At 64.6% G+C, this 24,089-nt stretch carries 21 protein-coding genes and 1 pseudogene; 5 read left to right on the top strand and 17 right to left on the bottom strand.

What is annotated here, in order from left to right:
• Position 1: 1 nt before the first annotated feature.
• The 4 genes from MHEC_RS22930 to MHEC_RS22945 all read right to left on the bottom strand — a co-directional run bounded on the left by MHEC_RS22930 (position 2) and on the right by MHEC_RS22945 (position 4,311).
• Positions 2-2,119: a beta-glucosidase gene (locus MHEC_RS22930; RefSeq protein WP_200902166.1), complete on the bottom strand. Its 2,118-nt coding sequence runs from the start codon at positions 2,117-2,119 to the stop codon at positions 2-4.
• Positions 2,116-2,625, bottom strand: coding sequence for a TIGR04338 family metallohydrolase (locus MHEC_RS22935; protein ID WP_048890439.1), 510 nt, complete (start codon positions 2,623-2,625; stop codon positions 2,116-2,118). Before MHEC_RS22935 ends, MHEC_RS22930 begins: the two co-directional genes overlap by 4 nt.
• Positions 2,625-3,374, bottom strand: a complete 750-nt coding sequence (locus MHEC_RS22940) for a DUF2786 domain-containing protein (protein ID WP_048890438.1) — start codon at positions 3,372-3,374, stop codon at positions 2,625-2,627. Before MHEC_RS22940 ends, MHEC_RS22935 begins: the two co-directional genes overlap by 1 nt.
• 97 nt (positions 3,375-3,471) lie before the next feature.
• Positions 3,472-4,311 carry an alpha/beta hydrolase gene (locus MHEC_RS22945; RefSeq protein ID WP_048890551.1) on the bottom strand — a complete coding sequence of 280 codons (840 nt, stop codon included), beginning with the start codon at positions 4,309-4,311 and terminating at the stop codon, positions 3,472-3,474.
• On the opposite strand from MHEC_RS22945, the gene MHEC_RS22950 reads away from it, so the two are divergent.
• Positions 4,259-5,329, top strand: a complete 1,071-nt coding sequence (locus MHEC_RS22950; RefSeq protein WP_152967020.1) for a sigma-70 family RNA polymerase sigma factor — start codon at positions 4,259-4,261, stop codon at positions 5,327-5,329. The two genes, MHEC_RS22945 and MHEC_RS22950, sit on opposite strands and share 53 nt — an antisense overlap.
• A 4-nt stretch (positions 5,330-5,333) precedes the next feature.
• Here the strand turns inward: MHEC_RS22950 and MHEC_RS22955 are convergent, their stop codons facing one another.
• Positions 5,334-6,473 (bottom strand): NAD(P)H-dependent amine dehydrogenase family protein, encoded by a 1,140-nt coding sequence (locus MHEC_RS22955; protein ID WP_201399664.1) that lies wholly within the window; start codon positions 6,471-6,473, stop codon positions 5,334-5,336.
• A 61-nt stretch (positions 6,474-6,534) separates the two neighbouring features.
• Here MHEC_RS22955 and MHEC_RS22960 point away from each other — a divergent pair, with 61 nt between their 5' ends.
• The 4 genes and pseudogenes from MHEC_RS22960 to MHEC_RS22970 all read left to right on the top strand — a co-directional run bounded on the left by MHEC_RS22960 (position 6,535) and on the right by MHEC_RS22970 (position 9,706).
• Entirely contained in the window at positions 6,535-7,416 is an 882-nt protein-coding gene (locus MHEC_RS22960; protein ID WP_048890436.1) for a MarR family transcriptional regulator, read from the top strand.
• A 43-nt stretch (positions 7,417-7,459) separates the two neighbouring features.
• Positions 7,460-7,770: pseudogene (locus tag MHEC_RS24605) on the top strand (hypothetical protein); the annotation flags it as partial.
• Positions 7,707-8,432 carry a pirin family protein gene (locus MHEC_RS22965; RefSeq protein WP_048890435.1) on the top strand — a complete coding sequence of 242 codons (726 nt, stop codon included), beginning with the start codon at positions 7,707-7,709 and terminating at the stop codon, positions 8,430-8,432. The pseudogene MHEC_RS24605 and the gene MHEC_RS22965, both read left to right, overlap by 64 nt.
• A gap of 224 nt (positions 8,433-8,656) precedes the next feature.
• Positions 8,657-9,706 carry a phosphodiester glycosidase family protein gene (locus MHEC_RS22970; protein ID WP_048890434.1) on the top strand — a complete coding sequence of 350 codons (1,050 nt, stop codon included), beginning with the start codon at positions 8,657-8,659 and terminating at the stop codon, positions 9,704-9,706.
• 95 nt (positions 9,707-9,801) lie between these two features.
• On the opposite strand, the gene MHEC_RS22975 is transcribed toward MHEC_RS22970, so the two are convergent.
• From MHEC_RS22975 to MHEC_RS23030, 12 genes are all read right to left on the bottom strand, one after another.
• Positions 9,802-11,682 (bottom strand): fatty acyl-AMP ligase, encoded by a 1,881-nt coding sequence (locus MHEC_RS22975; protein ID WP_236591517.1) that lies wholly within the window; start codon positions 11,680-11,682, stop codon positions 9,802-9,804.
• A 229-nt stretch (positions 11,683-11,911) separates the two neighbouring features.
• Positions 11,912-12,589, bottom strand: a complete 678-nt coding sequence (locus MHEC_RS22980) for a YoaK family protein (protein ID WP_201399637.1) — start codon at positions 12,587-12,589, stop codon at positions 11,912-11,914.
• Between the two features lie 12 nt (positions 12,590-12,601).
• Entirely contained in the window at positions 12,602-13,393 is a 792-nt protein-coding gene (locus MHEC_RS22985) for a mammalian cell entry protein (protein WP_236591542.1), read from the bottom strand.
• 59 nt (positions 13,394-13,452) lie between these two features.
• Positions 13,453-14,073 (bottom strand): mammalian cell entry protein, encoded by a 621-nt coding sequence (locus tag MHEC_RS22990; protein ID WP_201399639.1) that lies wholly within the window; start codon positions 14,071-14,073, stop codon positions 13,453-13,455.
• Positions 14,070-15,047: an RDD family protein gene (locus MHEC_RS22995; RefSeq protein WP_201399640.1), complete on the bottom strand. Its 978-nt coding sequence runs from the start codon at positions 15,045-15,047 to the stop codon at positions 14,070-14,072. The genes MHEC_RS22990 and MHEC_RS22995 overlap by 4 nt, the downstream gene beginning before the upstream one ends.
• Positions 15,044-15,847: a prolipoprotein diacylglyceryl transferase gene (locus tag MHEC_RS23000; protein WP_201399641.1), complete on the bottom strand. Its 804-nt coding sequence runs from the start codon at positions 15,845-15,847 to the stop codon at positions 15,044-15,046. Before MHEC_RS23000 ends, MHEC_RS22995 begins: the two co-directional genes overlap by 4 nt.
• Positions 15,817-17,373: a virulence factor Mce family protein gene (locus tag MHEC_RS23005; protein WP_201399642.1), complete on the bottom strand. Its 1,557-nt coding sequence runs from the start codon at positions 17,371-17,373 to the stop codon at positions 15,817-15,819. The genes MHEC_RS23000 and MHEC_RS23005 overlap by 31 nt, the downstream gene beginning before the upstream one ends.
• Positions 17,367-18,473: a virulence factor Mce family protein gene (locus MHEC_RS23010; RefSeq protein ID WP_236591544.1), complete on the bottom strand. Its 1,107-nt coding sequence runs from the start codon at positions 18,471-18,473 to the stop codon at positions 17,367-17,369. Before MHEC_RS23010 ends, MHEC_RS23005 begins: the two co-directional genes overlap by 7 nt.
• 59 nt (positions 18,474-18,532) lie before the next feature.
• Positions 18,533-20,143: a virulence factor Mce family protein gene (locus MHEC_RS23015; RefSeq protein ID WP_201399643.1), complete on the bottom strand. Its 1,611-nt coding sequence runs from the start codon at positions 20,141-20,143 to the stop codon at positions 18,533-18,535.
• Complete coding sequence (locus tag MHEC_RS23020; protein WP_201399644.1) at positions 20,140-21,744, bottom strand: virulence factor Mce family protein; 1,605 nt, start codon at positions 21,742-21,744, stop codon at positions 20,140-20,142. Before MHEC_RS23020 ends, MHEC_RS23015 begins: the two co-directional genes overlap by 4 nt.
• Positions 21,741-22,781: a virulence factor Mce family protein gene (locus tag MHEC_RS23025; protein WP_201399645.1), complete on the bottom strand. Its 1,041-nt coding sequence runs from the start codon at positions 22,779-22,781 to the stop codon at positions 21,741-21,743. Before MHEC_RS23025 ends, MHEC_RS23020 begins: the two co-directional genes overlap by 4 nt.
• Complete coding sequence (locus MHEC_RS23030; RefSeq protein ID WP_071700172.1) at positions 22,778-24,088, bottom strand: MCE family protein; 1,311 nt, start codon at positions 24,086-24,088, stop codon at positions 22,778-22,780. Before MHEC_RS23030 ends, MHEC_RS23025 begins: the two co-directional genes overlap by 4 nt.
• Position 24,089 lies beyond the last annotated feature (1 nt).

Here is a 24,089-nt window from a genome sequence, read left to right on the forward strand (position 1 = left end):
ATCAACGTCCGAACGTGCGCCCGGGAAGGCCGACGGTGGCCCTAAGCTCCGGCTCCGCCGCCGAAGCACCTACGGCCACGGCGTAGCTGCCCTCGTCGATGCGCCAGCTGCCGGCCCTGCCGTCGTAGCGGGCGAGGACTCGCGGATCGGCTTCGATGGTGACCCGGCGTGACTCGCCGGGCATGAGCTCGACACGCTCGAATCCCAGCAACCGCACCCGCTGCCCATCGGGCGCTGCGGTCAAGTAGAGCTGCGGGACGTCGGCGCCGGCGCGCCCGCCGGCGTTGACGACGGTGAAACTGGCCGTGACGGTGTCGCCGCCGGTCACTGCCAAGTCGCGGTGCTCGAATCTGGTGTAGGACAGGCCATGACCGAACGCGAACATCGGGCTATGACCCTGCTTCGCGTACCACCGGTACCCGACCTCGGCTCCCTCACTGTAGTGAATTGTGGTCGGTGTCCCCCACGGAGCGCCCAGGCCGGGCAACTGCGGGCGCGGCGTCTGGCTGAGATCACGCGGAAATGTGACGGGCAGCCGCCCGGACGGATTAGCGGCGCCGACCAGTATCTCGGCGATCGCCTGCCCCCCGGCCTGCCCCGGGTACCACGCTTGCAGAATCGCATTCACTTTCCCACGCCAGGGCATGGCCGTCGGGTTGCCGGTTTCGAGCACCACCACCGTGTTGGGCTGAGCCTCGGCGACGGCTTCAATCACTGCGTCCTGCCCCCACGGCAAGAAAAGATCGGCATTGTCGAAGCCTTCTCCCTCGACGCGCACCGCGAACACCACGGCGATGTCTGCCCGCCGGGCCGTCAGCACAGCTTCGGCTGGGCTGAGCCCCGGGTCAAACTCAATGATCGTGTGCGGCAGCAGTTTTCGTAGTTCAGTCAGCGGACTGGAGGGCAGCAGATAGAGATTGCGGGCGCTACCCATCAGCCCCGGGCCACCGATCGGGATGACGGCGGCGTAGCCGCCGGGCGGGACGACGGCGCTCGAACCACAGCCGGCCGGCACGCCGATCTGCGCGTAACCACCGATGACAGCGATACGTCCCGCCGACTCCGGTTCGATGGGGAGCAGGCCGCGGTTTTGCAGCAGCACGATTCCTTGTCGAGCGATGTCAAGCGCAATCATATTGTGGGCGGCCATATCTGGTGGCGGCATAGCTGCCCATTGATCGGCGCCGACCGCAAATATCGAACGCAGAATCCGGCGCACCATATCGGAGAGGCGTTGTTTGGGCACTTTGCCTTCGGAATAGGCGGCTCTGAGCTGGCCGGTGAATGCCTCTGCGCCCCAGAGTAATCGGTCAATTTGTGCGCCTGATTCCTGGTCCAGGCCCTTGAGCGCAAACTCCCAGCTAGGGGTAGCACCCCAGTCCGACATCACCCAACCCCGGTAGCCCCAAGCGACTTTCAGTATGTCGTTGAGCAAAACGTCGTTTCCGCCCGCGTAGTCGCCGTTGACCTTGTTGTATGCGGCCATCACCGCGCCGGGTTGCGATCGCCCGATGGCGATCTCGAAGGCCAGCAGGTCGGATTCGCGGTGGGCGTCGGCGTCGATGACAGCGTCCAGCCAATGGCGGTTGGCCTCGTTACAGTTCAGCGAGTAATGCTTGATCGTCGAGACGACCCCCTGCTGCTGGATGCCGTTGATCGACTCGGCAGCGATCACGGCGCTCAGAAACGGGTCCTCAGAAAGGTATTCGAAGTTGCGGCCGTTGCGTGGGTCGCGGGCGAGATTGATGCCGCCCGCCAGGAGCACGTTGAATCCGCGACTGCGGGCCTCGCGGGCTATCGCCCCGCCTGAGGCGCGCGCCAGTGTGGGGTTGAAGCTGGCGGCCAATGCCAGGCCGGCCGGCAGCGCAGTCGCGGTGTCGCCCGGACGGTACCCGGGATTGGTGACGCCGAGGCTGGCATCGGTCATCAGCAGCGCTGGCACACCAAGTCGCGCGATGCCGGGTACGTATCCGGCGCTCATTGGAACGTCGGCCGGGATGCGCTCGTCGCGCACGGGCAGTAACTCGTTGGCGCCCATCACGCTTGCCAGCAACGAAAACCGCTCGTCGTCGGTCATTTCCGCCTCGATCTCGCGTGCGCGGGTGTCAGGGTCGGTCACCGCACACCTGCTTTCGCGTACACCACCCGCAGCACATGCCCAAGCTCCGGTCCCATCACCAGTTCGGACAGGGCGCACATGGTGTCGACGAAGTCCGGGCCATGAGGCGGCTGCGCCTGGCAGAGATGGTGTGCTATTTCATGCAAGACCACTAGCTCACGCATCGCCCAGTCGGCGGTGTCATGGCTGGGCACTGCGATAACGCCAGCGCCGTCATGGTTTTCATAGTGCGCGGCGGAAGCGGCACGCCGGGTCCGGACCTTCAGCGGCGGCAGCACTGGCCACCGGTGTTGCACGCCTGGCAGGGCCAGCACGTCATCGACGTAGCGCTGCACCGCCGCAACCGACCCGAACCGCCCTTCCGGCGGCAGCGTCAGCTGGGTGCCGAAGAACTCGACAACCCGCGATCCATGCTCGGCCGCCCGGTCGAACAACGTCCGGACGAAGTCCTCGGCGGCGTAGACCTTGGAGCGCTGCGTATCCCGCGTGGCGGCCTCCTTCCGGATCAGCGGTCCAACGCAGCCCGGGCCGCCGACAACTCCGGGGTGCTGCCGAGCCGCGCGCGCCGGCCAGCCCGGTCCCCCGCCCGCTGTGCGGCCGACGAATACCCCGCCGATGCCCGGTAGGCCTGCCAGGTGCCGCGCGCCCTCGATGCCCTGCGATAGTAGTCGCGTAGTTCAACCTCCTTGTCGCGCAGAGCGATCGCGGTACCGGGTAAACGCAAAGGGTCTTGTTCGGCTTCCTGGCGTGCCAGCCGACGGGCCTCAGCCAGCCGTTGACCCACCCGCGTGCCGAATGCGAGCTGGAAGTTGAGCCGAGCCGTGATGGTCGGCGTCGGACGGTGCGCACCGGAGGCGATATAGGCGTCCGAGGCCCGCACCATCTGGACCACCAGGCTGGCGTAGAGGGTGTGGGTGGCATCGATGTCCTCGGCGAACCCGTAAGCGTAGACAAACGTGGAGTTCGACGCGACGTCACAGCGCACGTCGTTGGCGTGGGCGATCACCACGAACAGGTGCACATATGTCCGCAGCCCCTTGGTACCCGCCGTTCCGATAGTGATCGTGCGTTGGATCGGTGTCTGCGCGCGGGTGCGCTTATCGGCATGCGAACGGGCCACCGCCAAGTCGATGGACGTCGCCGTGGCCAGACGTTGTGCTGCGGCCATGAACGCCTCGGCCTCATGCGGGTTGTCGGTGCCCTCGGCCTGTCGCAGCAGGGCGGCGATTCGCGCCAGCATCTTGTCGTCGGTCATATCCGCCGCTCCTTTCCATCGCGTCGCTTCGCATCGTCGTCGGCTCCGATGACTGGCGCCAAACTACGGGATGGCTCTGACATTCCGGCTCTGCGACTCACAGTCTGGCGTTGATCCACGAGACCACGTCGTCGAGGACCTGGTTCCGCTCCGGCTCGTTGAACACCTCGTGGTAAAGACCCGGATACACCTTCAGCTCGACGTCGGCGCTGCCCACGCACTCGACGAGCTGTCGACTGCCCCCGACGTCGATCAGCCGGTCCTCCGAGCCGTGCACGACCAGCAGCGGCGCAGTCAACGCCGCGGCGCGGTGCGGCATGGTTTCGCCGACCAGCAGCAGGGCGCGGGCTATGCCGGCCGGCACCTTGCCGTGGTGCACCAGCGGATCGCTGTTATAGGCACTCACCACAGCCGGGTCCCGCGAAATCGCGTTGACGTCGAGTTCCTGCACCGGCAGCCCCGGGACGATCGCGCCCAGAATCTTGGCGGCGCGTGCCAACACCGGCGACACCGCCGTATGCGCTGCCACGGCCGGACCCGACAGCACCATCAGGTCGTAGTTGTCGGGGCGCTCGACACCATAGGCAAACACGATGGCACCGCCCATGCTGTGTCCCACCACGATGCATTTACACCCGGGATGCGCCTTGGTGGCGATGCCCACCAGTCTGTCGAAGTCGCCGGTGTACTCGGAAATGTCCCTGAGCCGTACCCGTTTGCCGCCGGAACGGCCGTGTCCGCGGTGGTCGAGTGCGTAGGTCACGAGGCCGTCGTCAGCGAACCGCTCCGCTACGTGGTCGTAGCGACGAGCATGCTCGCCGAGTCCGTGCGAGAGGACCACCACCGCGCGCGGTGCGATGTCTGGCACCCAGACGTCGTAGACAATGCGGACACCGCCGACGCCGTCGAAGTTCCGTTCAGTGCGGGTGGTAGGCATCAGAGGCAGCGTAGCCAGCAGATGTCAGATCGTCTGCGTAAGCTTTATCCGCGTGAGCCTGCTCACCGAAAGCCGCGACGGCGATTTCTCCGCCCAGGCTGAGCCCTACCGGCGGGAACTGCTTGCTCATTGTTACCGGATGACGGGGTCGCTGCACGACGCCGAAGATCTGGTGCAGGAAACCTATCTGCGGGCCTGGCAGGCCTATGACCGCTTCGAAGGCAAGTCATCGGTGCGGACCTGGCTGCACCGCATCGCCACCAATACCTGTCTGACCGCGCTGGAGGGCCGGCAGCGCCGGCCGTTGCCGAGCGGGCTGGGCGCGCCCAGCTCCGATCCCACCGCCGAACTGGTGGAGCGGACCGAGATCGCGTGGCTGGAGCCGTTGCCGGAATCCGCCGCCGATCCGTCGGACATTGTGGGAGCACGCGAGTCGGTGCGGTTGGCGTTCATCGCGGCGCTGCAGCATCTGTCGCCCCGGCAGCGGGCGGTGCTGCTGCTGCGTGACGTGCTGCAGTGGAAGGCCGCCGAGGTGGCCGAGGCGATCGGCACCAGCACCGCCGCCGTCAACAGCCTGCTGCAGCGGGCCCGCGCCCAGTTGGAGACCGTCGGCCCCAGCCCCGACGATCGATTGGCAGCGCCGGACTCGGCGGACTCCCAGGATCGGTTGGCCCGCTACATCGCGGCGTTCGAGGCCTACGACGTGGACCGGTTGGTGGAGTTATTCACCAGGGAGGCGGTCTGGGAGATGCCGCCGTATGCCGGCTGGTACCAAGGTCCACAAGCGATCGCCACCCTGATCCGCCGGCGATGCCCCGCACAGGCGGCCGGGGACATGCGACTGATCCCGCTGCTGGCCAATGGGCAGCCGGCGGCCGCGATGTACATGCGCGACGGTGACCGTCATCAGCCGTTCCAGCTGCAGGTGCTCGACATCACCGCGGCCGGTGTCAGCCGTGTGGTCGCCTTCCTCGACACCACGCTGTTCACCAAATTCGGTCTACCCACCTGGCTCTAGGGCATCAAGTCCACACTCGGCGCGAATCCGGCGGCGGCCCGGTTACCGGCCGCACCAGACCGGTGCCGGTGATCAGCGGCAGGTCCTGCGCCGATAGCAGGCCGGGTTGCGCTGCGCACACCGCCGGGATGGCGTTGACCATCCGGGACGCGCCGGCGATGCGGGCACCCAGGTCGTGGTCATGGTCATCGGCCAACTCCAGCTCACAGCGCATGCTCGGCGAGCCCTCGATCTCCACGCGGTAGACCCCGCGGCCCGAGGCCGCACCGTAGCCGAGGTCGCGTGGCGAAATCCCGATCCGTGGCTGCGGCCAGTCCGGGGCGATGTCGTCGTGCATGCGGGTCACATGGTCGACGACGAAAGTCGGTCTGTCGCCGACGTATCCGGTCAGCGTCGAACGCATCGCCGCGATCGTCCCCGCGGCGATGTGGCCGGTGGGAGTGTCGAAGGAGTTCTCAGCGGCCACCCGCTCGACACTTTCCTCGACACGATCTATGCGCACGTCAAGACCGGCGGCAAGCTGGTGCAGCACCGGGCCCCAGCCGAACGTGAACACCCCCGGTGTGGCGGCAAGCGCGGTGGCCTCCGGCGGCTTGCCGAAGCCGAGGATCTCGTACACCGCCGATCTGTCGGGATAGGTGGCGTAGTTGAAGATCTCCGTCACCCGGACGCTTTCAATCACCCGTGAGATCCCCGAAAGTGCCAATGGCAACACATCATTGGCAAAGCCGGTGTCGATACCGGTGGTGAAAAACGACGCTTCGCCGGCAAGCGCCGCCTCCCGCAGCGGGTCGGTGAACGCACGGTCGACGGCGTCGGGAAAGACGAGCGGCACCACCGAGCACGACACCACGTTTTTGCCGGCCCGCAAGATCGACGCCATATCCCTGACCGCCTCCAGCGGCCGCAGGTTGGCCGCAGCGGCATACACCACGGCGTCCGCGTCGCCGGCGAGCATGGGATCGGGATCCCGGGTCGCCACCACGCCCACTGGGTCGATCCCGCAAAGCCGCCCGGCGTCAACACCCGCCTTGGCATCGCTGTGGACGACGAGGTCGACCAATTCCAGCCGCGGATGGTCGATCACGGCGCGCAGGGCGATCAACCCCATCGAGCCCGGACCCCAGACGCCCACCTTCCACATCGACATCTCCTAATATTAGGAATCAATTTGTTAGTATCTGGACGGATGTTAGGGGGCGGCGATGACTGCGTCAACAGCGACGTCGGGGCGCGCCAAATCCCCGCCCACCCGTCGCGTCATGGATCTCCTTGCCGCGCTGGCGGAATCCGGGGAGGGCAAGACGTCGGCCGAGCTCGCCAAACGCTGCGGCATGAGCAGCTCGACGTGTGCGCTGGTGCTCGCCGAGCTGGAACGGGCAGCCTGGGTGACGCGGCGCGAGGACCGCCGCTATGCGCTCGGCAGCGGCCTCTTCGGGATCGTGCATGGCTTACGGGCACAGTTCCCGTTGCTAGATCGGGGCCGTGCGGCGCTCACCTACCTGTCCGAGACACTCGGTGCGGGCTGCTCGATGTCGAAAATCGGCGACCGGTATCTGACCACTGTGGACGCGGTCGGCCACGCCACGGGCGCCGAACACGCCGTCGGCCAGCGCTTCCCGATTGATCCGCCGTTCGGCTTGGTGGCGATGGCCTGGCGCGACCACGCCGCCGTCGAGGAGTGGCTACGTCGTGTCACGCCACGGCTGACGCGCACCGACATCGCCACGTATCGCGGCGTGCTCGCCGACATCCGCGCCCGCGGTTATGGCGCCTGGCGCTTCGACGACGCCCACGCCGCACTGCACGACCGCCTCGCCGCGGTCTTGAGTTCGTTGGAGCCGACGGCCAAGGTGGCTCGCGAGCTCAGCACGCTGATGACGATGGTGACCCTGAGATCAGTGACACACGCCCTCGGAACAGAATTGGCTGCAACGGAATTCGTCGTGCTCCCGATTTTCGGTGACAACGGCCAGCCGCGGTACCAAATCGAGATCCACCTGGGCCGCAACCCGGCGCTGACGCTTCCCGAGCTCGACGCGGCACTCGCGCGGGCACGAACGATGCTGACCGCAGGCGTCGGTTGACCACCGGTCGAGCAGGACGACACACGACCATGTTGGACCTGATACCCGAACCTGCGCCGTCACCGGCATGGGCGCGCTGACCGACGTCGATATCAAACTCGACCTGCTCTTGTTTTCGATGTTGCAAAATCGTTGAACGGCAACATCTTCAGGGGCGGTAGCTCGCATGTCGAAACGCCGAGACCGGAAGTCATCAACGACTGCTATCAAGACATGCTGGACGGCAAGAACATTCGCGGGGTCATCCGCTCCAAGCCGCTCGGGAATCCCCGACGGACTACCCTGTGGCTATGCCTGCCACCACGGAGATCCGGCGTGCGGCCGATCGGTTTGTCACCAAGACTTCCTGGCTGACCTCCAGGCATTCCTTTTCGTTCGCCGACCACTACGACCCGGCCAACACTCATCACGGGCTGCTGCTGGTCAACAACGACGACATCGTCGCACCGGCCGCCGGGTTCGACACCCACCCCCACCGCGACATGGAGATCGTGACATGGGTGTTGCACGGGGCGCTGGCCCATCGAGACTCCACCGGAAATCACGGTGTGATCTACCCGGGGCTGGCCCAACGCATGTCCGCCGGCAGCGGGATCCTGCACTCGGAGAAAAACGATTCCCCCACCGCGCCGGTGCGTTTCATCCAAATGTGGGTCCTACCCGACGAAACCGGGATCGCCCCCGGCTACCAGCAACACGAGATCGACGACGAGGCGCTGACCGGCAGCCTGACCCCCATCGTCTCAGGTATGTCGGGCCACGACGCCGCCATCACCCTCCACAACCGCAACGCCGCGTTGCACGCAGCTCGGCTGGGACCGAGCCACGGCGTCGACCTTCCGCCGGCCCCCTACCTGCACCTGTACGTTACACGCGGCCAAATCGTGCTCGAGGGCATCGGCGACCTCTACGAGGGCGACGCCGTCCGGTTCACCGCATCCGACGGCCATCGGATTACCGCCACCGAGCCCGCCGAAATCCTGGTGTGGGAAATGCACGCCAGGCTCGGTGGCTAACGCCACCGGGAGCGCCGCCCGGGGGCATAGGGTGGGCCCGACGAAAGGAGGAGTCGGTCCGACGGCAAAATTCAAGCGGCGGAACGTAATTCGACTGCGGCCAAAGCGTCACGGGACTGTGACATAAGTTGACAGTGTTATCACTGTGGTTAATGTTGTGCTTGTTGTACTGACCTCGCGCGAAAGGGCGACCTGTGCCGACTCTCGCGGCCGTTTCCCGGCGGATGGCAGCCAGCTGCGCCGCGGCGGCGTTGTCTGCGGCGCTTGCGCTGAGCACCGGGCAACCGGTCGCCCACGCCGAGGCCCGCGACCTGCTGGCCAGCGCCATTGCCAACACCAGGGGCTCGTATCTGGTGTACAACTTCGGTGCTGGCCATCCCGCGCCCATGCTCAACGCCGCCGGTAACTGGTATGACGGCAACAGCGGCGGCCATCTGATGATCATCAAGGCTGCCTCGCAACGACTTTCACCGCATCTGCTGGTGGACAGCCACACCGGTTATCAGGCCCGTTGCGAACGCAACCCCGGTGCGCGCACCAGCGAAGGGTTGTTGCAAGCGTCGGAAATCTACCCGCCGCTGCAGGCTTGGCAAGTGTTGGGCCAGCCGACGATCGCCATCAATGCCAACTTCTTCGATATCCGCGCACAACGGGGCGGGTCGTGGAAATCGACCGGCTGTAGCTCACCGCTGGGCGCATTCGTCGACAACACCCGCGGCCAGGGCCGCGCCAACCAGGCGGTGACCGGCACCATCGCCTATGCGGGCAAGCAGGGTCTTTCCGGCGGCGACGACCACTGGTCGGCGTTGACGACGATGATCCTGCCAACCGAAGGCGCGCCGTCGGTGATCCGGCCCAAAAGCAGCAACGATTACGACGCCGCCGCCCCGGTCATCCAAAACCTCGTCGATCGGGGATCCCGGTTCGTCGCGGTCAGCGGAATCGGGCTGTTGTCGCCGGGTGACACCGGCCAGCTCAACGACGGCGGTCCCAGCGCCGCCCGAACGGCGATCGCGTACTCCCGGCAAAAGGACGAGATGTACGTGTTCCAAGGCGGCAATTACACACCGGACAACATCCAGGACCTGTTCCGCGGCCTGGGTAGCGATACTGCGGTGCTGCTCGACGGTGGCGGGTCGTCGGCGATCGTGCTGCGCCGCGACACCGGAGGCATGTGGGCCGGCGCCGGATCGCCCAGGGGGAACTGCGACACCCGTCAGGTTCTGTGCGACTCCCACGAGCGGGCGCTGCCGAGCTGGCTGGCGTTCAACTGAGCACCGCCGACTCATCGTCTCGGCGCAGCGACCCCAAATACCGCGGTACGAGGTGCTGTCCGCAGTCGGTCGCACCAAACCGACCGCAGCCCGGTCTATGAGCTCGACGTCGGCGACCCGCCCAAACGCCCGCTCAGGTATTGCGCACGGCATTCCCGGCGAGCCAACTTGCCGCTGGTGGTGCGCGGGATGACGCCCGCCGCGACCAATTTCACATCGGCTACCGGTAAGCCGTGTCGGCGAGACACCGCCGCCCGGATCGCGTCGATCACCGGCTGCGGATCGGCCCGGCCTGCGCCCGCGGCGCGTTCAGCAACAATCACCAGCGCTTCGCCGCTGCCGTGGGCGTGCGCTGCCGCCGGCAATTCGTCAACAGACACCGAAAATGCCGCGACATGGCCCGGTCGCACCGCCGGTGACGCCTCAACGGCGGTGGCCTCGATGTCCTGCGGATAGTGATTGCGACCGTCGATGATCACCAGATCCTTGATGCGTCCCGTGATATAGAGCTCACCGTCGAGGTAAACGCCCAGATCACCGGTCCGCAGCCAGCTGGCGTCGAGCGGCGCGCCGTCGGCGTGGCTGCCCTCCGGGAGTCGGGAGCGCAGCGTGTTGGCGAACGCCAGCCTGGTTTCTTGCGGACGCGCCCAGTAGCCGCGGCCGATATTGTCGCCGTGAAGCCAGATCTCGCCGACCTCACCGTCGGGCAGTTCCTCGCCGGTGTCGGGATTGACGATGACACCCCACTGGCTGCGGGAAATTCGCCCGCACGAGACGAGCGGCATCGCATGCGGGTCATCCGCGGGGACACGCACCGCGTGGCCGGCCGCCAATTGCTCACGGTCGAGGTAGGTGGCCGTTGGTTCGACGCCGGGGCCGATGGTCGAGACGAACAGGGTCGCCTCGGCCATCCCATACGACGGTTTGATCGCGCTTGTTGCCAATCCGTAGGGCTCGAACGCCTTGGTGAACTTCCTCATCGAGTCCATGCTGACCGGTTCGGAGCCGTTGATCAGAACGACGTTGCTCAGATCGAGTCGCTCATCCATCGCAGGAAGACCACGCTGCGCCACCAATTCGAACGCGAAGTTCGGGGCGGCTGTCACCACCCGGCACTGCCGCGACTCGGCCGCTAATGCGCGCATCCACCGCAACGGCCGACGGATAAACGCCATTGGCGACATGAGCGTGACATGCCCGCCGTAAAGTACCGGAAAGCCGATCATCATCAGGCCCATGTCGTGGTAGAGAGGCAACCAGCTGACCCCGCGGGTCTCGGGGTCAAGACCGAGCGACAGGATCATCTGCAGCAGGTTGGTCCCGGCAGCGCGATGGGTTATCTCCACCCCGGTCGGGGTGCGCGTCGAGCCCGACGTGTACTGCAAGTAGGCCACATCGTCGGTGTCGAACGGGGCGGGAACCGACGCCTCGCCCACCGCGTCGGGTAGGTGATCGATCGCGATTACCCGCGGTCTGTCGGCGGGCGCGAGCTTCCGCAAAAAAGCGTGAACAGCTTCGCTCGCCGAGGCGGTCGTCAACACGACGGTGGGCTGCGCATCGCCGAGCACCGCATCGAGACGTTCGGCGTGGCCGGGCAGCTCCGGTGCGAACAACGGCACCGCGATATTCCCCGCCCTGATCGCCGCGAAGAATCCGGCGATGTAGTCGAGCCCCTGCGGGGCCAGGACCGCCACCCGGTCACCAGGCGCTGTCACCTGCCGCAGGCGCGCGCTGACGGCCTGCACCCGGATGCCGAGTTGGGCCCAGGTCAACTCAACGGCCTGCCCCTCAACCGAATGGGCGTAGTCCAGGTACCGGTAGGCGACGAAATCACCGAACTCGGCGATATTGCGTTCGAGAAGAGACATCAGGTTGACGCCAGCGGGCAACGCGATGTCACCATTGGCGTCCAGGTAATCCTCGGGCCGCAACGAAGTCCTGGGATCGCCGGATTCGGTATTAGGCACAGACGTCATAGCTAAAAGTCTAAGGACACACTGCCTGGAATCAGCCTTAAGCCGGCGGTATCGAACCGGCTCGATAACCGGCCGAATTCTGGTTCCTGTGAGTTTTCGGTGGGTCGCTACCAGCTAACTACTACATGACGACCGTCCCGGACCCGCCGGGATGGCAAGAAGCCTGGTGGCGCCATGCATCGCATGCGGTTCGGCCCGGAGCGGGCAATCGAACGCGCACAAGCATCTCTCAGCTGTCTGGTGTCGGCCCTAAGCCGAACATCAGCAGGCTGGCTAGCACCGCCAGGGCGGCCACGGCAATCACCGGCGCCACGGTGATTCGCGATAGCGTCGCACCGAGCACCGCGCCGGCGCACATCGTGAAAACGACGCTGTATCGTAGCTTTTCACGATGTCCGGTTCCGCCGGCCAGCCTGCTGTCGAAACCGAGGCCGACGATCGTCGAGGTGAGCACAGTGGTGGTGAGCTCCTGAATGCCGAATTGGCGGGCTGTAGCGTTTTGCACACCGAACGTCAGGCCCAGCCCGGCGATCAGGATGAGCTTGGTGTTGTTGCGATAGTCCAACGCCCCCGCCCCGGCCAGAATCGACAGCACTGCCAGCGTCGCGACTTCGGTGCCCAGAGCCGTGGCCAGCCATAGCCGCGCCTGCCGACCGAGGTGTCGCGCCAGTCGGCCGCCGATAACGGCGCCGGCCAGAAATCCGCCGAAGGCCACCACCGCCGCGGTCAGGTCGACGCCGGAAGGAACGAACCAAAATCCCAGGAAAATCACGTTCCCGGTCATATTGGCGACGAACACATGGCCGAGAACCAGGACACTGATCGCGTCGACAATTCCGGTTGCAAACGTCAACAGCAGCAGCGCGGCAACCGTCAACCGATCGGATACCGGCGAGGCAACGGCCATGGCGTCCAAGCGTTACAGCCGTGGTGTCAAGTCCAGCGAGGTGATTGTCGTCATCCGGTTCACCAGCCAGCGTCCCTGCGCGCGCTTCATGAACAGCCGGTAGGACAGGTACTTCAGTGACGGAACACCTTTGGTCAGGGGGCTGGTCGAGGTTGTGTTGGTGTACACGATCGCGATGGCTTCGGGCCCCGCAAGCGATTCCACGGCTACCCCGGTCACCTGGGTGTTGTTGGTTACCTTTGCCTGCTTGTTGGTCGGAGCAATCCCGTCGACGAATTTGCGGTACTGCGCCTCGAAATCACCGCTGAGGTAGTTCGCCGCCCGATCAGCCAACGTGTCCATGTTGTCCGGGGTGTAAGTCCACAGCGTCGTGATGGCATCTGCTGCGGTGCGCGCGATCTTGAGCTTGGTGGCGACATTGGCCCGATCGGCGAGATAAGGCTGCACAGTAGCCCCGGCGAACGCCGCGGAGCCCACGAACAACGCGGCCGCCACACCGACCGCGATGACGAGTCTCCTGCCGGCCGGACGCCCGGCGCGGGCGTCACGCTCGTCGGAAGTGTCGGCTGCGTCGTTGGCGTCGGCGTCTGCGTTCGGTTCCTCGCCACCGCCGCTTCCAGCAGAATCGGTTGCCGCGCTGCCAGTTTCGGAGCTCTCGGTGACACCGGCGTCGGATTTCCCGGTGGCAGCTTCGAGGTTCGGAGCATCGGTCTCGACAGGCTCGGGTTCAACCTCGCCCTCGGTGACGGTACCTGTCGCCGAATTTTCGTCGATGCCGCCGGGTCTCACTGCGTCGGCCGCCATTCGGGCCCGGCGCCAACGCCCCCAGCGCCGGGGCATGCGATGTGACGGCTTATGCCCCGTCACATCACCTGCACGAGGTTGCTGATCTTCCACTGGTTCCCTTCCTGCCTCGCCGTCGCCACCCACCGTGTAGCGTTCTCGAACACCTGTTTGCCGTCCGGGGACTTCGAGGTGACATCGACGGCAACCAGCACAGTGGCGCTGCCATCGTCGGTCCACCTTTCGACGCCGGCGTCGAGCACCGTGCCTTTGGTCGGTTCACCTCGGGCGACCTGGACGAGGACCTCGTTCTCCTTGTCTTGGTATTGCTTTGCGAAATCTCCTGTGGCTTGGGCTAACACGCGATCGACATAGTCATTGGCGTGGAATGGATCAACGGACGTGAACTGCGTCATAAACGAACTGACGTACGTTAGCACCGCCGCTTCTTTGGTCGCGATTCGCCGCTGAGATTCGTGCGAGACAAGCATGAGAGCGCATGCCGAAATCGCGGTCACCATGGTCACGACGGCCACCGTTGTAGCAAGTGCCAATCCCCATCGCCGTGACCGCAAACCCGCTCGGAACTCCGCTACCAGCACCCGCGGCCTAAGCCGCGACGCCAACCGCCGCGGCCGCTTCGCAATAGGCGCGACCAGCAGTGGTCGGTCATCGGGACCAAACTTGCGGCGCGGGCTCATTTTCCGCGACCCACCGGCGCGGGTTTGGTCAGCACTGTCAGGTCGTCGACGCGCCAACGGGCGTCGGAGCCCTTCGCGAAAGTCACCCGGACGGTCGCGCTGATGTACCGCTCACCAGGTGGCACACCGCGCTGCCCCTGCATAAACAACAGCATCGTTGCATGGTCAGGAGAAACCGATCGTATCGAGCTGTTGGCGACCCAGTACTGGTTGGTGACCGGTTTGCCCTTCTGCACCGCTTGCTGCTGGGTGGCGAGTTGTTCGCGGTATTTATCGGTCGTCAACGACCGGGCATGCTCGAAGTCACTTTGCAGGGTTTTGGGATCGTAGGTCAGCATCTCCGCGACCATCTTCGGTCCTTGCAGCGCAACCTGCTTGCGGACCTGGTCAAGCGTGTGGTCGTCGCGGTACACCACCCAGTAGTCCACCACAGTGCCCACCAGGCACAGCAGCGCCGCAATCAACACCGCGACCCCGGTCAGCTGCCTGATCTTGCCAGGCCGCCGCTCCGGATCGACCCCCCGCACTTCCGTGCGCACCAGCAGGTCTGCGAACGTACGCCGTCGCGGATCCCACAGTGGCCAAAGCCAACCCACCAACACCGACCCGGTGTCCAGCAGGTGCGCCAGATCTCTGAGCAGCAGCCGCCACGGCCCGACGGCTGCGCCGTCGTTTCGCACCACTGCAATACCACACAGTGCACGGCCTAAGCTCCAACCGGTGACCGTCGGCAGCAATGACCGATTGACCGCCATGAGCATGAAGACGAGGCCGATGACCGAAACACACATCCACCAAGGGGTGCTGCGCAGCGGCACACTCAGCGCGACCAACGCCATGGTGACCAAGACCGCCACACCCGGCATTACGTCCACCGCAAACGCAGCAGCGCGAAGGTGCCACGGCGCCAGGCGATCCCGTGGATCGACGTCGATGGCCAGGGTGGTCGCCGTGGCGTCGGCGACTGCGGTCACTTGGTCACCTGTTCGAGTTTGGAAATCTTGTACCGCCCCTCATCGGATGCCATCTTGACCCGCAGGCGATAACCACTTTCCTGCCCTTTGGCTTCAGCGTTGGTCACCTTGACGCGCAGCGCCACCAACACATCGATCGAACCGTCGTTGTTGTTGCGTTCCACCGCCGCGCGCATGTCCGAAACCTGGACGCGGGCATTTGCGGCCTGATACGCATCGACGAGCAGGCCGCTGTACAACGCCGCTTGCGCGCCGAAATCACCGGTGGAGCACTCGATGATCTTCCGCGCACTCTCGGCCATCGCAGCGGTATCCGGTGCCTGCGTCGCCGAAACACATTCCTTCGCAGCCTGAATGGCCGCAGCGTCGTCGCGGGCGAGGTTACGACTGTGCTGATGCGCACGCAGCGCGAAATAGCCACCGGTGCCGACTCCGCCGGCCAGCAGCAGAAGCGCTGCGGCGATGCCGATAAACCAACGGCGATCCAAACGCGACGGGCTTGGCTCTGCGCCCCGCCAATGCGCCTCGCCATCGGGCTTGGCCTCCGAATCCTCGGCCGTCACCTCGCGATCAGCCTGGTCGGCTCCGACCTCGGATTCTGCCGAATCCTCGGCCGTCACCTCGCGATCAGCCTGGTCGGCTCCGACCTCGGATTCTGCCGAATCCTCGGCCGTCACCTCGCGATCAGCCTGGTCGGCTCCGACCTCGGATTCTGCCGAATCCTCGGCCGTCACCTCCGAAAACGACGAGTCGTCCGCATCGGCGGGGTTCAGCCGGCTGGCGCCAGCATCTCCTTCCATCCGTCGTCTCCTGTTTTGCTCGAGTTTTCGACGGCGTATTTGACACCATCGGGCCCTACCAGTTCACCGCTTTGCGGACTGTAGATTGCCGTGGGAGGCCCGCTGGGAGTGTAGACGCAGGGGTTGGGTTGCTGTCCGTTGCATTGCACCGTACCCGATCCGGGCCGTTGCAGTGGATCGCTGATCGGCGGCGGTGTCCCCGCCACACGGTCGGCGGGTGCCGGATTGAGACCGGTGTTGATGGTCGGCGCGGGTATCACCTGGCCCGGGTTGATCGGCTGGTCGCACCGAGCACCGGGTGCGGGGCAGTTCTTGATCTGGTTCGGGTCGCCGTACCACGGGTTGGTCCCCAGCGGCACGTAGGGCTTGGGGTCACGGCAGTCCCGTGGTGTTGCCGCGCGCTTCCCCGGCACGTCGACACATGGAATATTGCGAGACCCGCGCACCACGTTGGCCGGGGTTTCTTTCGGAATCTTGCAGTATGTGCCCGCCGGCAATGGCAGCAGGCTGGTGTCCGCGGGCGACCGCCATTCCGATGCCGGAAGGAACCCGGTCAGACACGGCGGCGGTTGGTTGATCGACAATGCCAGGTCGAGAGCGAGACGCCCGTCGCGCTCGTAGGGGGCGGCGACCGCCTGCGCAATCGAGGCGCCCTGCGGCAGGAACACGACCAACTGCTCGACGCCCTTGTTGTAGCGCTTGAGCATCTCCAGCACGATTTCCAGATTCGCCAGCGTTTGCGGTAACGACTCGCGGACATCGCTGAACACCGCGGTAACCAGATCGGCGGTCGGCGCTCCCTGGTTCAGGATGCTTTGCAGGTGCTGGTCGTTTGCCGCGGCCTGCGCACCCAGGTTGTTCAGGTTGCGGGCCCAGCGCTCGATGGCATTACCAGAGTTCACCTGACTTTCCAGGATCGGCCCGGAGTGTTGGATGATGTCGTTGACGTCGCGGATATTGGTGTTGAAGTCGCTGGTAATCGCCTGAGTTGCGTCAGTCAGCCGTTGCAGCGCTGGACCCAATCCGCCGACTGCTTGCGCTGTTTCGTCGAGTAACGAACTGATCTTGTCCTTCGGCAGGACCGCCAGTCCGCGGTTGGCGGTGTCAAGCGCCGGCCCGATCTCGCTGGGCACGGTGCCCTTGGTAATGGTTTGTCCGGGCGAGAAGTACTTGCCCGGGTTGCCGGCAGACACCAGGTCCAGATACTGCTCACCAACGGCCGATACCGAATGCACGTTGGCTGTCGCGTCGATCGGTATTTTGTAACGGCTGTCGATGCTCATCGTTGCCTGGGCACCGGTTTCGGTGGGCTGCACATCGGTGACCTTGCCGATGGTGATACCGCGATAGGTGACATTGGAGGTCCGGTACAGACCGCCGGACGAAGGCAGATCCGCCTTCAAGGTGTACTGACCGATACCTGCCACACTGGGAAGACGCAGGTAATACCAGCCCAGCGCGACAATCGCGATCACCGTCAGAACACCGAACAGGATCAGCTGCCGTCTGAGGAATTGCGTCAGCATTGCCTATCCGCCCTTTCGACCAGCGGCCCGCCGGGCGCGTCATTCGGGTTCGGCGTGTACCGCACGTCCGGGATCATCGTTTCGGGATCGCGGCCATACGATTGCTCGAGTGCACGCAGCGCACCGGAGAACCCCGTGCCGGTGAGAAACGCGTTGTCGACGGCGGAAAGGGTCAGGTCCAACTCCAGCGACACGTTCATGTAGTCGCCTCGCAGCAACTTCGGCACGCTGTCGATGTCGAAGGGTTGGGTAAGGATCAGCTTGAGCGCTCCGCGCAGATCCGGTGCGGCACGAGCGAGTTCCCGCAACGGGCATTGCAGCGACTGCAGATCCTGATGCAGATTGGGCCGGGTGCCGGATAGGTACCTGTCTGCTTCGCGGCTGAGCCGACCAACCGCGTCGGTCGCGTTGATGAGCAACTCTTGTTTTTCGTTGAAATGCTTGATCAGCGGCGGGAATTCGGTCAGCACCCGATCGACCACATCTGAGCGTGGACCCACGTAGGCCAGCAGCCGGTTGGTGGAATCGATCGCGTGGGTGATGTCATAGCGCTGCTCGTTGACCTGGCGGGTGAAGGTGTCGAGCTTGCCGAGCAGACCACGGATCTGGTCGGCCCGCCCGTGGACGATGTTGTAAATCTCGTTCTGCAGCACCTCGAGGTTGGGGACACCGCCACCACGCAGAATTAGGGCCAGGCTGGCCAGAGTTTGCTCAATCGTGGGGTACGCCGACGAATTCTTCAAGGGAATGGTGTCGCCGTTCTGGAGCAGTTCTGGCGACGGGTTGGGCGGTGATGCCAGCTCCACATGCTGAGAGCCCAGCAGGCTGGTCTGCCCAATCTTCGCGGTCGCGTTTTTTGGTAGTTTGATGCCCTTGTCCAGACTCAGCGTCAGCGTAGCGACCCAGTTTTTCAACTTGATCGCCCGCACCGACCCGACAAATACGTCGGCCACCAATACGCGGCTGTTGTTATTGAGCGCCAGGGTTTCTGGCATTTGCACATAAATCGTGTAGGAGCCGGGGCCGGTGCCGGGGCCGCCGGGTATCGCCACATTCGCGATTCCGCGCCAGCCACAGGAGCTCAGCAGCAATGTGACCATCAGCACCGCTAGCGCCTGCCACAGCCGGTGCCGGACCCAGCCCACCGCGCGGGCCGCGCTCACTGGCCCGCTCCTGCCTCAGCGGGCAGCGGCGGACCGCCCGGCGCGGGTGCCGACACCGGCGCAGGTGTCGGTGGCACGGGGCCAGGGACCACACCCGGTCCCGGCGCCGGTGGCGGGATCGGCACTTGCGGCGCCTGCACCCCGATGGGCGGCAACACCGGGTACTCGTCATACGCGTTCGGCGGCCCAGGCGGTGTCTGCAGCCCGGATTGTGGAGGTGCGATGTCGGGTCCTCCCATAAGTTCGGCCAGTGACTCCGGAGTCATCAGGCCCGCGGTGATCGGTCCCACCTGGGCGCCTTGCATGCCGGGCGCGACGACCCAGCCCTGCTGGGTATTTCGGTGTGATAATGGCGTGTCCGGCACCCAGATACCCGGGACCGTGGTGTCCTTGTAGCCGTTCGGGGGCTGAAGCCGCGGCTCGGAGTAGGCCACCTCCTTGGGCAATGTCGCTGCGGTGCTGAAGAGGTTCAGGCCAAAGGGCAGGTAGTTGAACTTGATTGCATCGAGAATCGGCGCCAAGTACTGCGCACACAGCTCGGCGGACTCCTGATAGCCGGCTCGGCTGCCGGCCTGAATCGCGCTGCAGATGAACTGCATTGGGTTAGCGAAGTTTTGGATCGCCGAGACGGCGACCACAGCGCCGTGCGCCGGGTGGTAGATCTGGTTGATGTTGGCGGCCGCCGTCGGCAAAACATGCAGGCCGCTCTCCAACCCATTCAGCGGGTCGGGCTGCACCAGCGTGGTGGTGGCGGTCGCGAGGTTGTTGACATCGTGTGTCAACACCTCGCGGTTCTTCTCTAAGAACGGCCGCAAAGTCGCAAGCAGGCTGTCGAACTGCTGAATCGCGTTGGCCAGGTCTCGATCGGAGCCGACCAAGTTGTTGGTGAACTGGGCCAGATTCTTGTTCAACGCCACGAACTGCTGGTCGTCCTGGTGCAGGGCGTTGACGAAAAGCGCCAGACTGCGCAAAACCGCGAAGAAGTCACCACGACCTTCGTTCAGCGCGGTCAACGCTCGCGACAGGCTGTCGAATGTGGTGTTGATCTGCTTGCCCTTGCCGGCCAGCCCGTCGGCGAACGATTCGATGACATCGCCGAAAGGCCCTTTCGGCTGCTCTTTCGTGGGACCGAGTTTGGAAATGATGTTGGTGACACTGTTACGCAGCTGGTCCCACTCGGTTGGCACCTGGGTGCGCTCGATCGGGATCACCGCACCATCGGGCAGCACCGGACCGCCTCGGTACGGCGGAGTCAACTGGATATTCCGGGCCGCCACCAGGGTCGGGTTAAGGATCACCGCCTGCGCGTTCGCGGGCACCTTGTACTTGTTGCTGTAGTGAAAAGTCACCTTCATCTTGTCACCGGCAGGTTCGATCTTGTCGATCGAACCCACCCGCACACCCATGATCTGGACCTTGTCCCCGGAATAAAGACCATTCGTCTCGGTGAAGTAGGCCACCACGGTGTTGTTGGTCAGCTTCTGGTAGAGCTCCCGGCCGACGAAGAAAGCGACCAGAGCCAGCACCACCACCAGCGACCCGATGATCACCGATGCCCGCGACAATCTGGGCAGTCGCAGGTTGCGGATATCGAAGATCGAGCTCAACTTTGGCTACCTCCCAAGCTTCCTCCGCCGCCACCGGGCTGGCTTCCCAGAACGCCGGGCGGGATGAAAGGTGCGGGCAGCTGCTGTCCGGGTCCGGGCGGCGCCGGCGGCCCGGGAGCCAGTGGCGCTGGCGGCGGTGCCGCCGCGGGATTGGCCGGAGCCGGGCCCGCCACAGGTGCGTTGGGCGGCTCGCTACGCGCTCCCGGCGGCGCATTCGGCGGCAGCGGCACCGCGGTGCCTGGTACGTCAGGAGGCACCTCCCCGGGCCGTCCGGCGATCGGGATGCCCGGTGTCGGCGGTAGCCCATTCGGGTTCGGCGGCGACGACATCACGTCGGGCGGGGCCAACTCCGGACCCCCCAGCGGGCCGAACGGGCCTTGGTTTTGGTTAATGCCCGCACACGGCAACGGGTTCCACGGCCGCGGCAGGAGATCGGGAGTCGGCGTGTATGAACACGGCGATCCGGGTGGAACGGCCGGTCCCGGATGGTCGGGTGTGCCCTCCAATACCGGCGGCGCGGGCGGCGGAGCGCCGTTGGGCAAACGGGTGCCGTTCGGATCGGGGAAGCGGAATGCGGGCAGCCCGGCATTGCGCCAGAACTCCTCGGGGTCGATGCCGCGTTTCTTGAACGCGGCATCGACCCAGGGCTGCAGAATCCAGTACGGCAGCAAGTTGGCCAGGATCACCTTGAAGTAGGGTCCGGACGCGATGGACTCGTTAATAGACGCGACGAACTTGCCGATCGTCGAAAGTGCTTGCGCCAGGTCATCTTTGCGGGCGACCAGCAAGTCGCTGACAATGCGCAACTGCTCCAAGACGTGGTTCAGGTTCGGGTTGTCGTTGATGAGCCCCTTCACCTGAAGCGAGAAATACGACACATTGCCCAGCAGTGCGCTAATAGCCCGGCTGCGCTCGTTGAACGCAACAAGCAGAGCCTTTGCGTTGACCAGCAGCCGATCGACCTGTTGGCTGCGGTCGCCCAGCACGCTGGCCACCTTGTTGGCTTGCGCGAGAAGGTGTTTGACCTCCTCGTCGCGCTTGCCGACGGTGTCGGAGAGTTTGGCGACGCCGTCAAGCAGGGGACTCAGGTGGGGGTAGGTCTGGTCGATCGTTTGCGACAACACGTTCAGCGACCGCTTGACGGTATCGATGTCCCATCCGGCTGCCGCCCTCGTCACGTCGAAGAAAGCGTCGTAAATCTGATACGGGGTCGTGCTTTGGCCCAGTGGCAACACCCCGTTTGGCCGCAGCGACTGAGTGCCGCGCGGCTCGATTTCGAGGACCTTCTTGCCGAGGATGGTGTCGGTCTTGATGGCCAGCCGGCTTTCGGTGCCGATGGTGTTGCTTCCGGTCGAGAACTTGATCACGACATGATCGCCGTCGATCTTGAGCCCCTGCACAACACCGACGTTGACGCCGGCGATGCGTACTTTGTCACCCTTGTTCAGTTGGCCGGTGTCGGCAAACTGCCCGTAGTAGCTCGGCTGGGCGAACAGCATGGGCACGCTGGTCATGGTTTGACCGAAGGCCACGATCATCAGCACCACCACCAGGCCCATGAGCCCGATGCGCAGCCGGTTGGGGGGTTCGAGCGTTCTCATTGCGGCGTGCACCTGCCCGTCGGCTGCTGCCAAATGCGGACCGTGCGCACCGGGCCGCCGGGCTGGAGCCCATTCCACTTGATCGTGATGTCGCAGGCGTAGAAGTTCACCCAGTCTCCGTAAAGGCCGATGGCGCGCCCGATTTGGTTCAACGCGATCGGTGTCCTGCGGATCTGGTCGTCGTACTGATCGCGTTCATCGATGATCGGTTGCTGAACGGCCTGCAGGTAGTTCAGCTCCTTGTGCAGCAGAGCGCGATTGTCGGCCAGCAGGTCGGCGACCGTTCCGGCGGCGTTGCTGATATTGGCGGTCCCGGCAGCCAATGGATCGGCATGGTTTTTCAGCCCGCTGATCAGTTTCTCGAAGTTGTCGAGGGTTTGGTCGAACTCCCGACGATGCTTCGCCGTGGAGTCCAGGACACTGTTCAAGTTCTTGATCACCTCGCCGATCGCCTGATCGCGCTCGGCGATATGGGACGTCAATTGTGCGGTCTGGTCAAGGATGTCGTTGATGGTCCCGCCTTGACCCTGGAACACGGTGATGATGGCCGATGCGATGGTGTTCACCTTTTCCGGATCGAGCGCCCGAAACAGCGGTCTGAACCCACCGATCAGCGCGTCGAGATCCAGGGCTGGGGAGGTGCGCGACAGCGGGATAAATCCGCCCGGCGGCAGAACCCGGTCGGACCCTTCGCCCTGACCGCGCTTGAGCTCCACATAGCGGTTGCCGATCAGATCCTGATAGCGGATCTGTGCTGTCGTTGACTGGTACAGCGGCAAGTCCCGCTCGACCGTGAAGTCCACCCGTACCCGCCGGCCACCGTTGATCAGCTGGACGTTTTTGACCTTGCCGACCTCCACTCCGGAGGCCCGGACGAATTGGCCGTTGCGCAGCCCGCTGGCATTGCTGAACTCCGCGGAATAGCTATAGGTCCGGTCGAAGCGCATCTGACCGAACACCACGACGATCAGCGCGGTGAACAGCAGCAGCACCACCGCGATGATGCCGAGCCTGACAGCGGTACCGGTGATTTTCATGGGTTGATCGTGTTGTCTCCTACTTGACGGCCCCAGACGTACTCGATGGCATATGGCGAGCCCGTGTCGATGTGGTTATACGGTGCAACGCTGTTGCCGGTGTCCATCACCAACATGGGCGCTGGCCAGAAATCACGGGTAATGGTCTGCCAGCAGCCCGGCGCACCACCCGGTCCGCCGTGAGCATTCACGCGCGGCAGATTCTCCGGGTAGATATAGGGATTCGGCGCGCCACCAACCAGCCCGGCCAGCCCCGCTAATCCCTGGGTTAGCACGGTGGCGGTCAATCCCGCGGGAGTCAGGACGAATCCCAACCCGGACAGCGCTTCCGTTTCCATTCGCAGTGCGTAGCCGCCACGGCCGCCGGTCCCTAAATAGACCTTGTGTTCCACATCGTGGTAGTTGCGGATGGTGCAGTACAGCTCCGGGCTGTAGGTGTCGAGTAGCTTGGCGGTGGGAACCAGGTCGGCTGCTCCCCGCTCCAGGTACGGCCCGCCCCTGCGGAAGACGTCTTCCGTGGTGTTGCCGAATCCGGTCGCAGCCAGCAACGCCGCATCCAGATCCTTTTCCTGACGGTGCAGCGTGCGCGCCGTGATCACCGCATTGTTAAGGAAGTCGAACAGATCCGGCGCCGCGTTGGCGTACACGTCACCGAGGGCGGCCAATTGTTGTATGTCGTGGCGGACCTGCGGCTGCTGCGGGTTCACGTCGTCGAGGACGGCGTTCGCCTTGACCAAGGACTGGCCGAACTTCTCGCCCAACCCGTTCAGCGCTTCCGCGGCTCCGCTCAGTGTCAGGTTGACCTTGACCGGATCCACTTTCTCGGCGATCGACGTAATCGTCTGGAACAACGTGTTGATCTCCGTCGTCACCGACGTCGCGTCGATGACATCATGTGGCGTGATCCGTTGCGGGCTGGGGTTTTTCGGTGACGTCAGTGCCACATATTTATTGCCGAACACCGTGGTCGCTTTGATATTCGCGTCCACGTTGGCCGGAATCAGCTTGATGTACTTGGGATTAACGTCGAGGATAAACTTCGCTGCCGGCTTGCCGTCATGCTTGACTTCGGAAATGCTGCCCACCCGCCCGATCTGGACACCGTTATAAGTGACCGGCGCCCCGGGATCCATCACCAGACCGGCGCGCGCCGACAGCATTGTCAGTGGTGTCTTTGGGGTGAAATTGCCCCGAAACTGCCAGTACACCAGTGCAGTGATCAACACGCCGAGTGCCAATGCCACCACCCCCGCCGTCTTGTACGGCGGGGTACGCATCGGGTTGATTTTGCCTCGCGGTGTCGTCATG

Source organism: Mycobacterium heckeshornense, assembly GCF_016592155.1.
In the GTDB taxonomy this organism is placed as follows: domain Bacteria; phylum Actinomycetota; class Actinomycetes; order Mycobacteriales; family Mycobacteriaceae; genus Mycobacterium; species Mycobacterium heckeshornense.

Excerpts from the sequence above, each read along its gene's own strand:
- MHEC_RS22965 (WP_048890435.1), top strand. The coding sequence starts at position 7,707 with ATGCCTGCCACCACGGAGATCCGGCGTGCGGCCGATCGGTTTGTCACC.
- MHEC_RS22945 (WP_048890551.1), bottom strand. The coding sequence starts at position 4,311 with ATGCCTACCACCCGCACTGAACGGAACTTCGACGGCGTCGGCGGTGTC.
- MHEC_RS22975 (WP_236591517.1), bottom strand. The coding sequence starts at position 11,682 with ATGACGTCTGTGCCTAATACCGAATCCGGCGATCCCAGGACTTCGTTG.
- MHEC_RS23000 (WP_201399641.1), bottom strand. The coding sequence starts at position 15,847 with ATGGAAGGAGATGCTGGCGCCAGCCGGCTGAACCCCGCCGATGCGGAC.
- MHEC_RS22985 (WP_236591542.1), bottom strand. The coding sequence starts at position 13,393 with ATGGCGGCCGACGCAGTGAGACCCGGCGGCATCGACGAAAATTCGGCG.
- MHEC_RS22955 (WP_201399664.1), bottom strand. The coding sequence starts at position 6,473 with ATGTGGAAGGTGGGCGTCTGGGGTCCGGGCTCGATGGGGTTGATCGCC.
- MHEC_RS22950 (WP_152967020.1), top strand. The coding sequence starts at position 4,259 with ATGCGGACACCGCCGACGCCGTCGAAGTTCCGTTCAGTGCGGGTGGTA.
- MHEC_RS22960 (WP_048890436.1), top strand. The coding sequence starts at position 6,535 with ATGACTGCGTCAACAGCGACGTCGGGGCGCGCCAAATCCCCGCCCACC.
- MHEC_RS23020 (WP_201399644.1), bottom strand. The coding sequence starts at position 21,744 with ATGAGAACGCTCGAACCCCCCAACCGGCTGCGCATCGGGCTCATGGGC.
- MHEC_RS23005 (WP_201399642.1), bottom strand. The coding sequence starts at position 17,373 with ATGCTGACGCAATTCCTCAGACGGCAGCTGATCCTGTTCGGTGTTCTG.
- MHEC_RS22990 (WP_201399639.1), bottom strand. The coding sequence starts at position 14,073 with ATGAGCCCGCGCCGCAAGTTTGGTCCCGATGACCGACCACTGCTGGTC.
- MHEC_RS23010 (WP_236591544.1), bottom strand. The coding sequence starts at position 18,473 with ATGGTCACATTGCTGCTGAGCTCCTGTGGCTGGCGCGGAATCGCGAAT.
- MHEC_RS23030 (WP_071700172.1), bottom strand. The coding sequence starts at position 24,088 with ATGACGACACCGCGAGGCAAAATCAACCCGATGCGTACCCCGCCGTAC.
- MHEC_RS22980 (WP_201399637.1), bottom strand. The coding sequence starts at position 12,589 with ATGGCCGTTGCCTCGCCGGTATCCGATCGGTTGACGGTTGCCGCGCTG.
- MHEC_RS23025 (WP_201399645.1), bottom strand. The coding sequence starts at position 22,781 with ATGAAAATCACCGGTACCGCTGTCAGGCTCGGCATCATCGCGGTGGTG.
- MHEC_RS22970 (WP_048890434.1), top strand. The coding sequence starts at position 8,657 with ATGGCAGCCAGCTGCGCCGCGGCGGCGTTGTCTGCGGCGCTTGCGCTG.
- MHEC_RS22940 (WP_048890438.1), bottom strand. The coding sequence starts at position 3,374 with ATGACCGACGACAAGATGCTGGCGCGAATCGCCGCCCTGCTGCGACAG.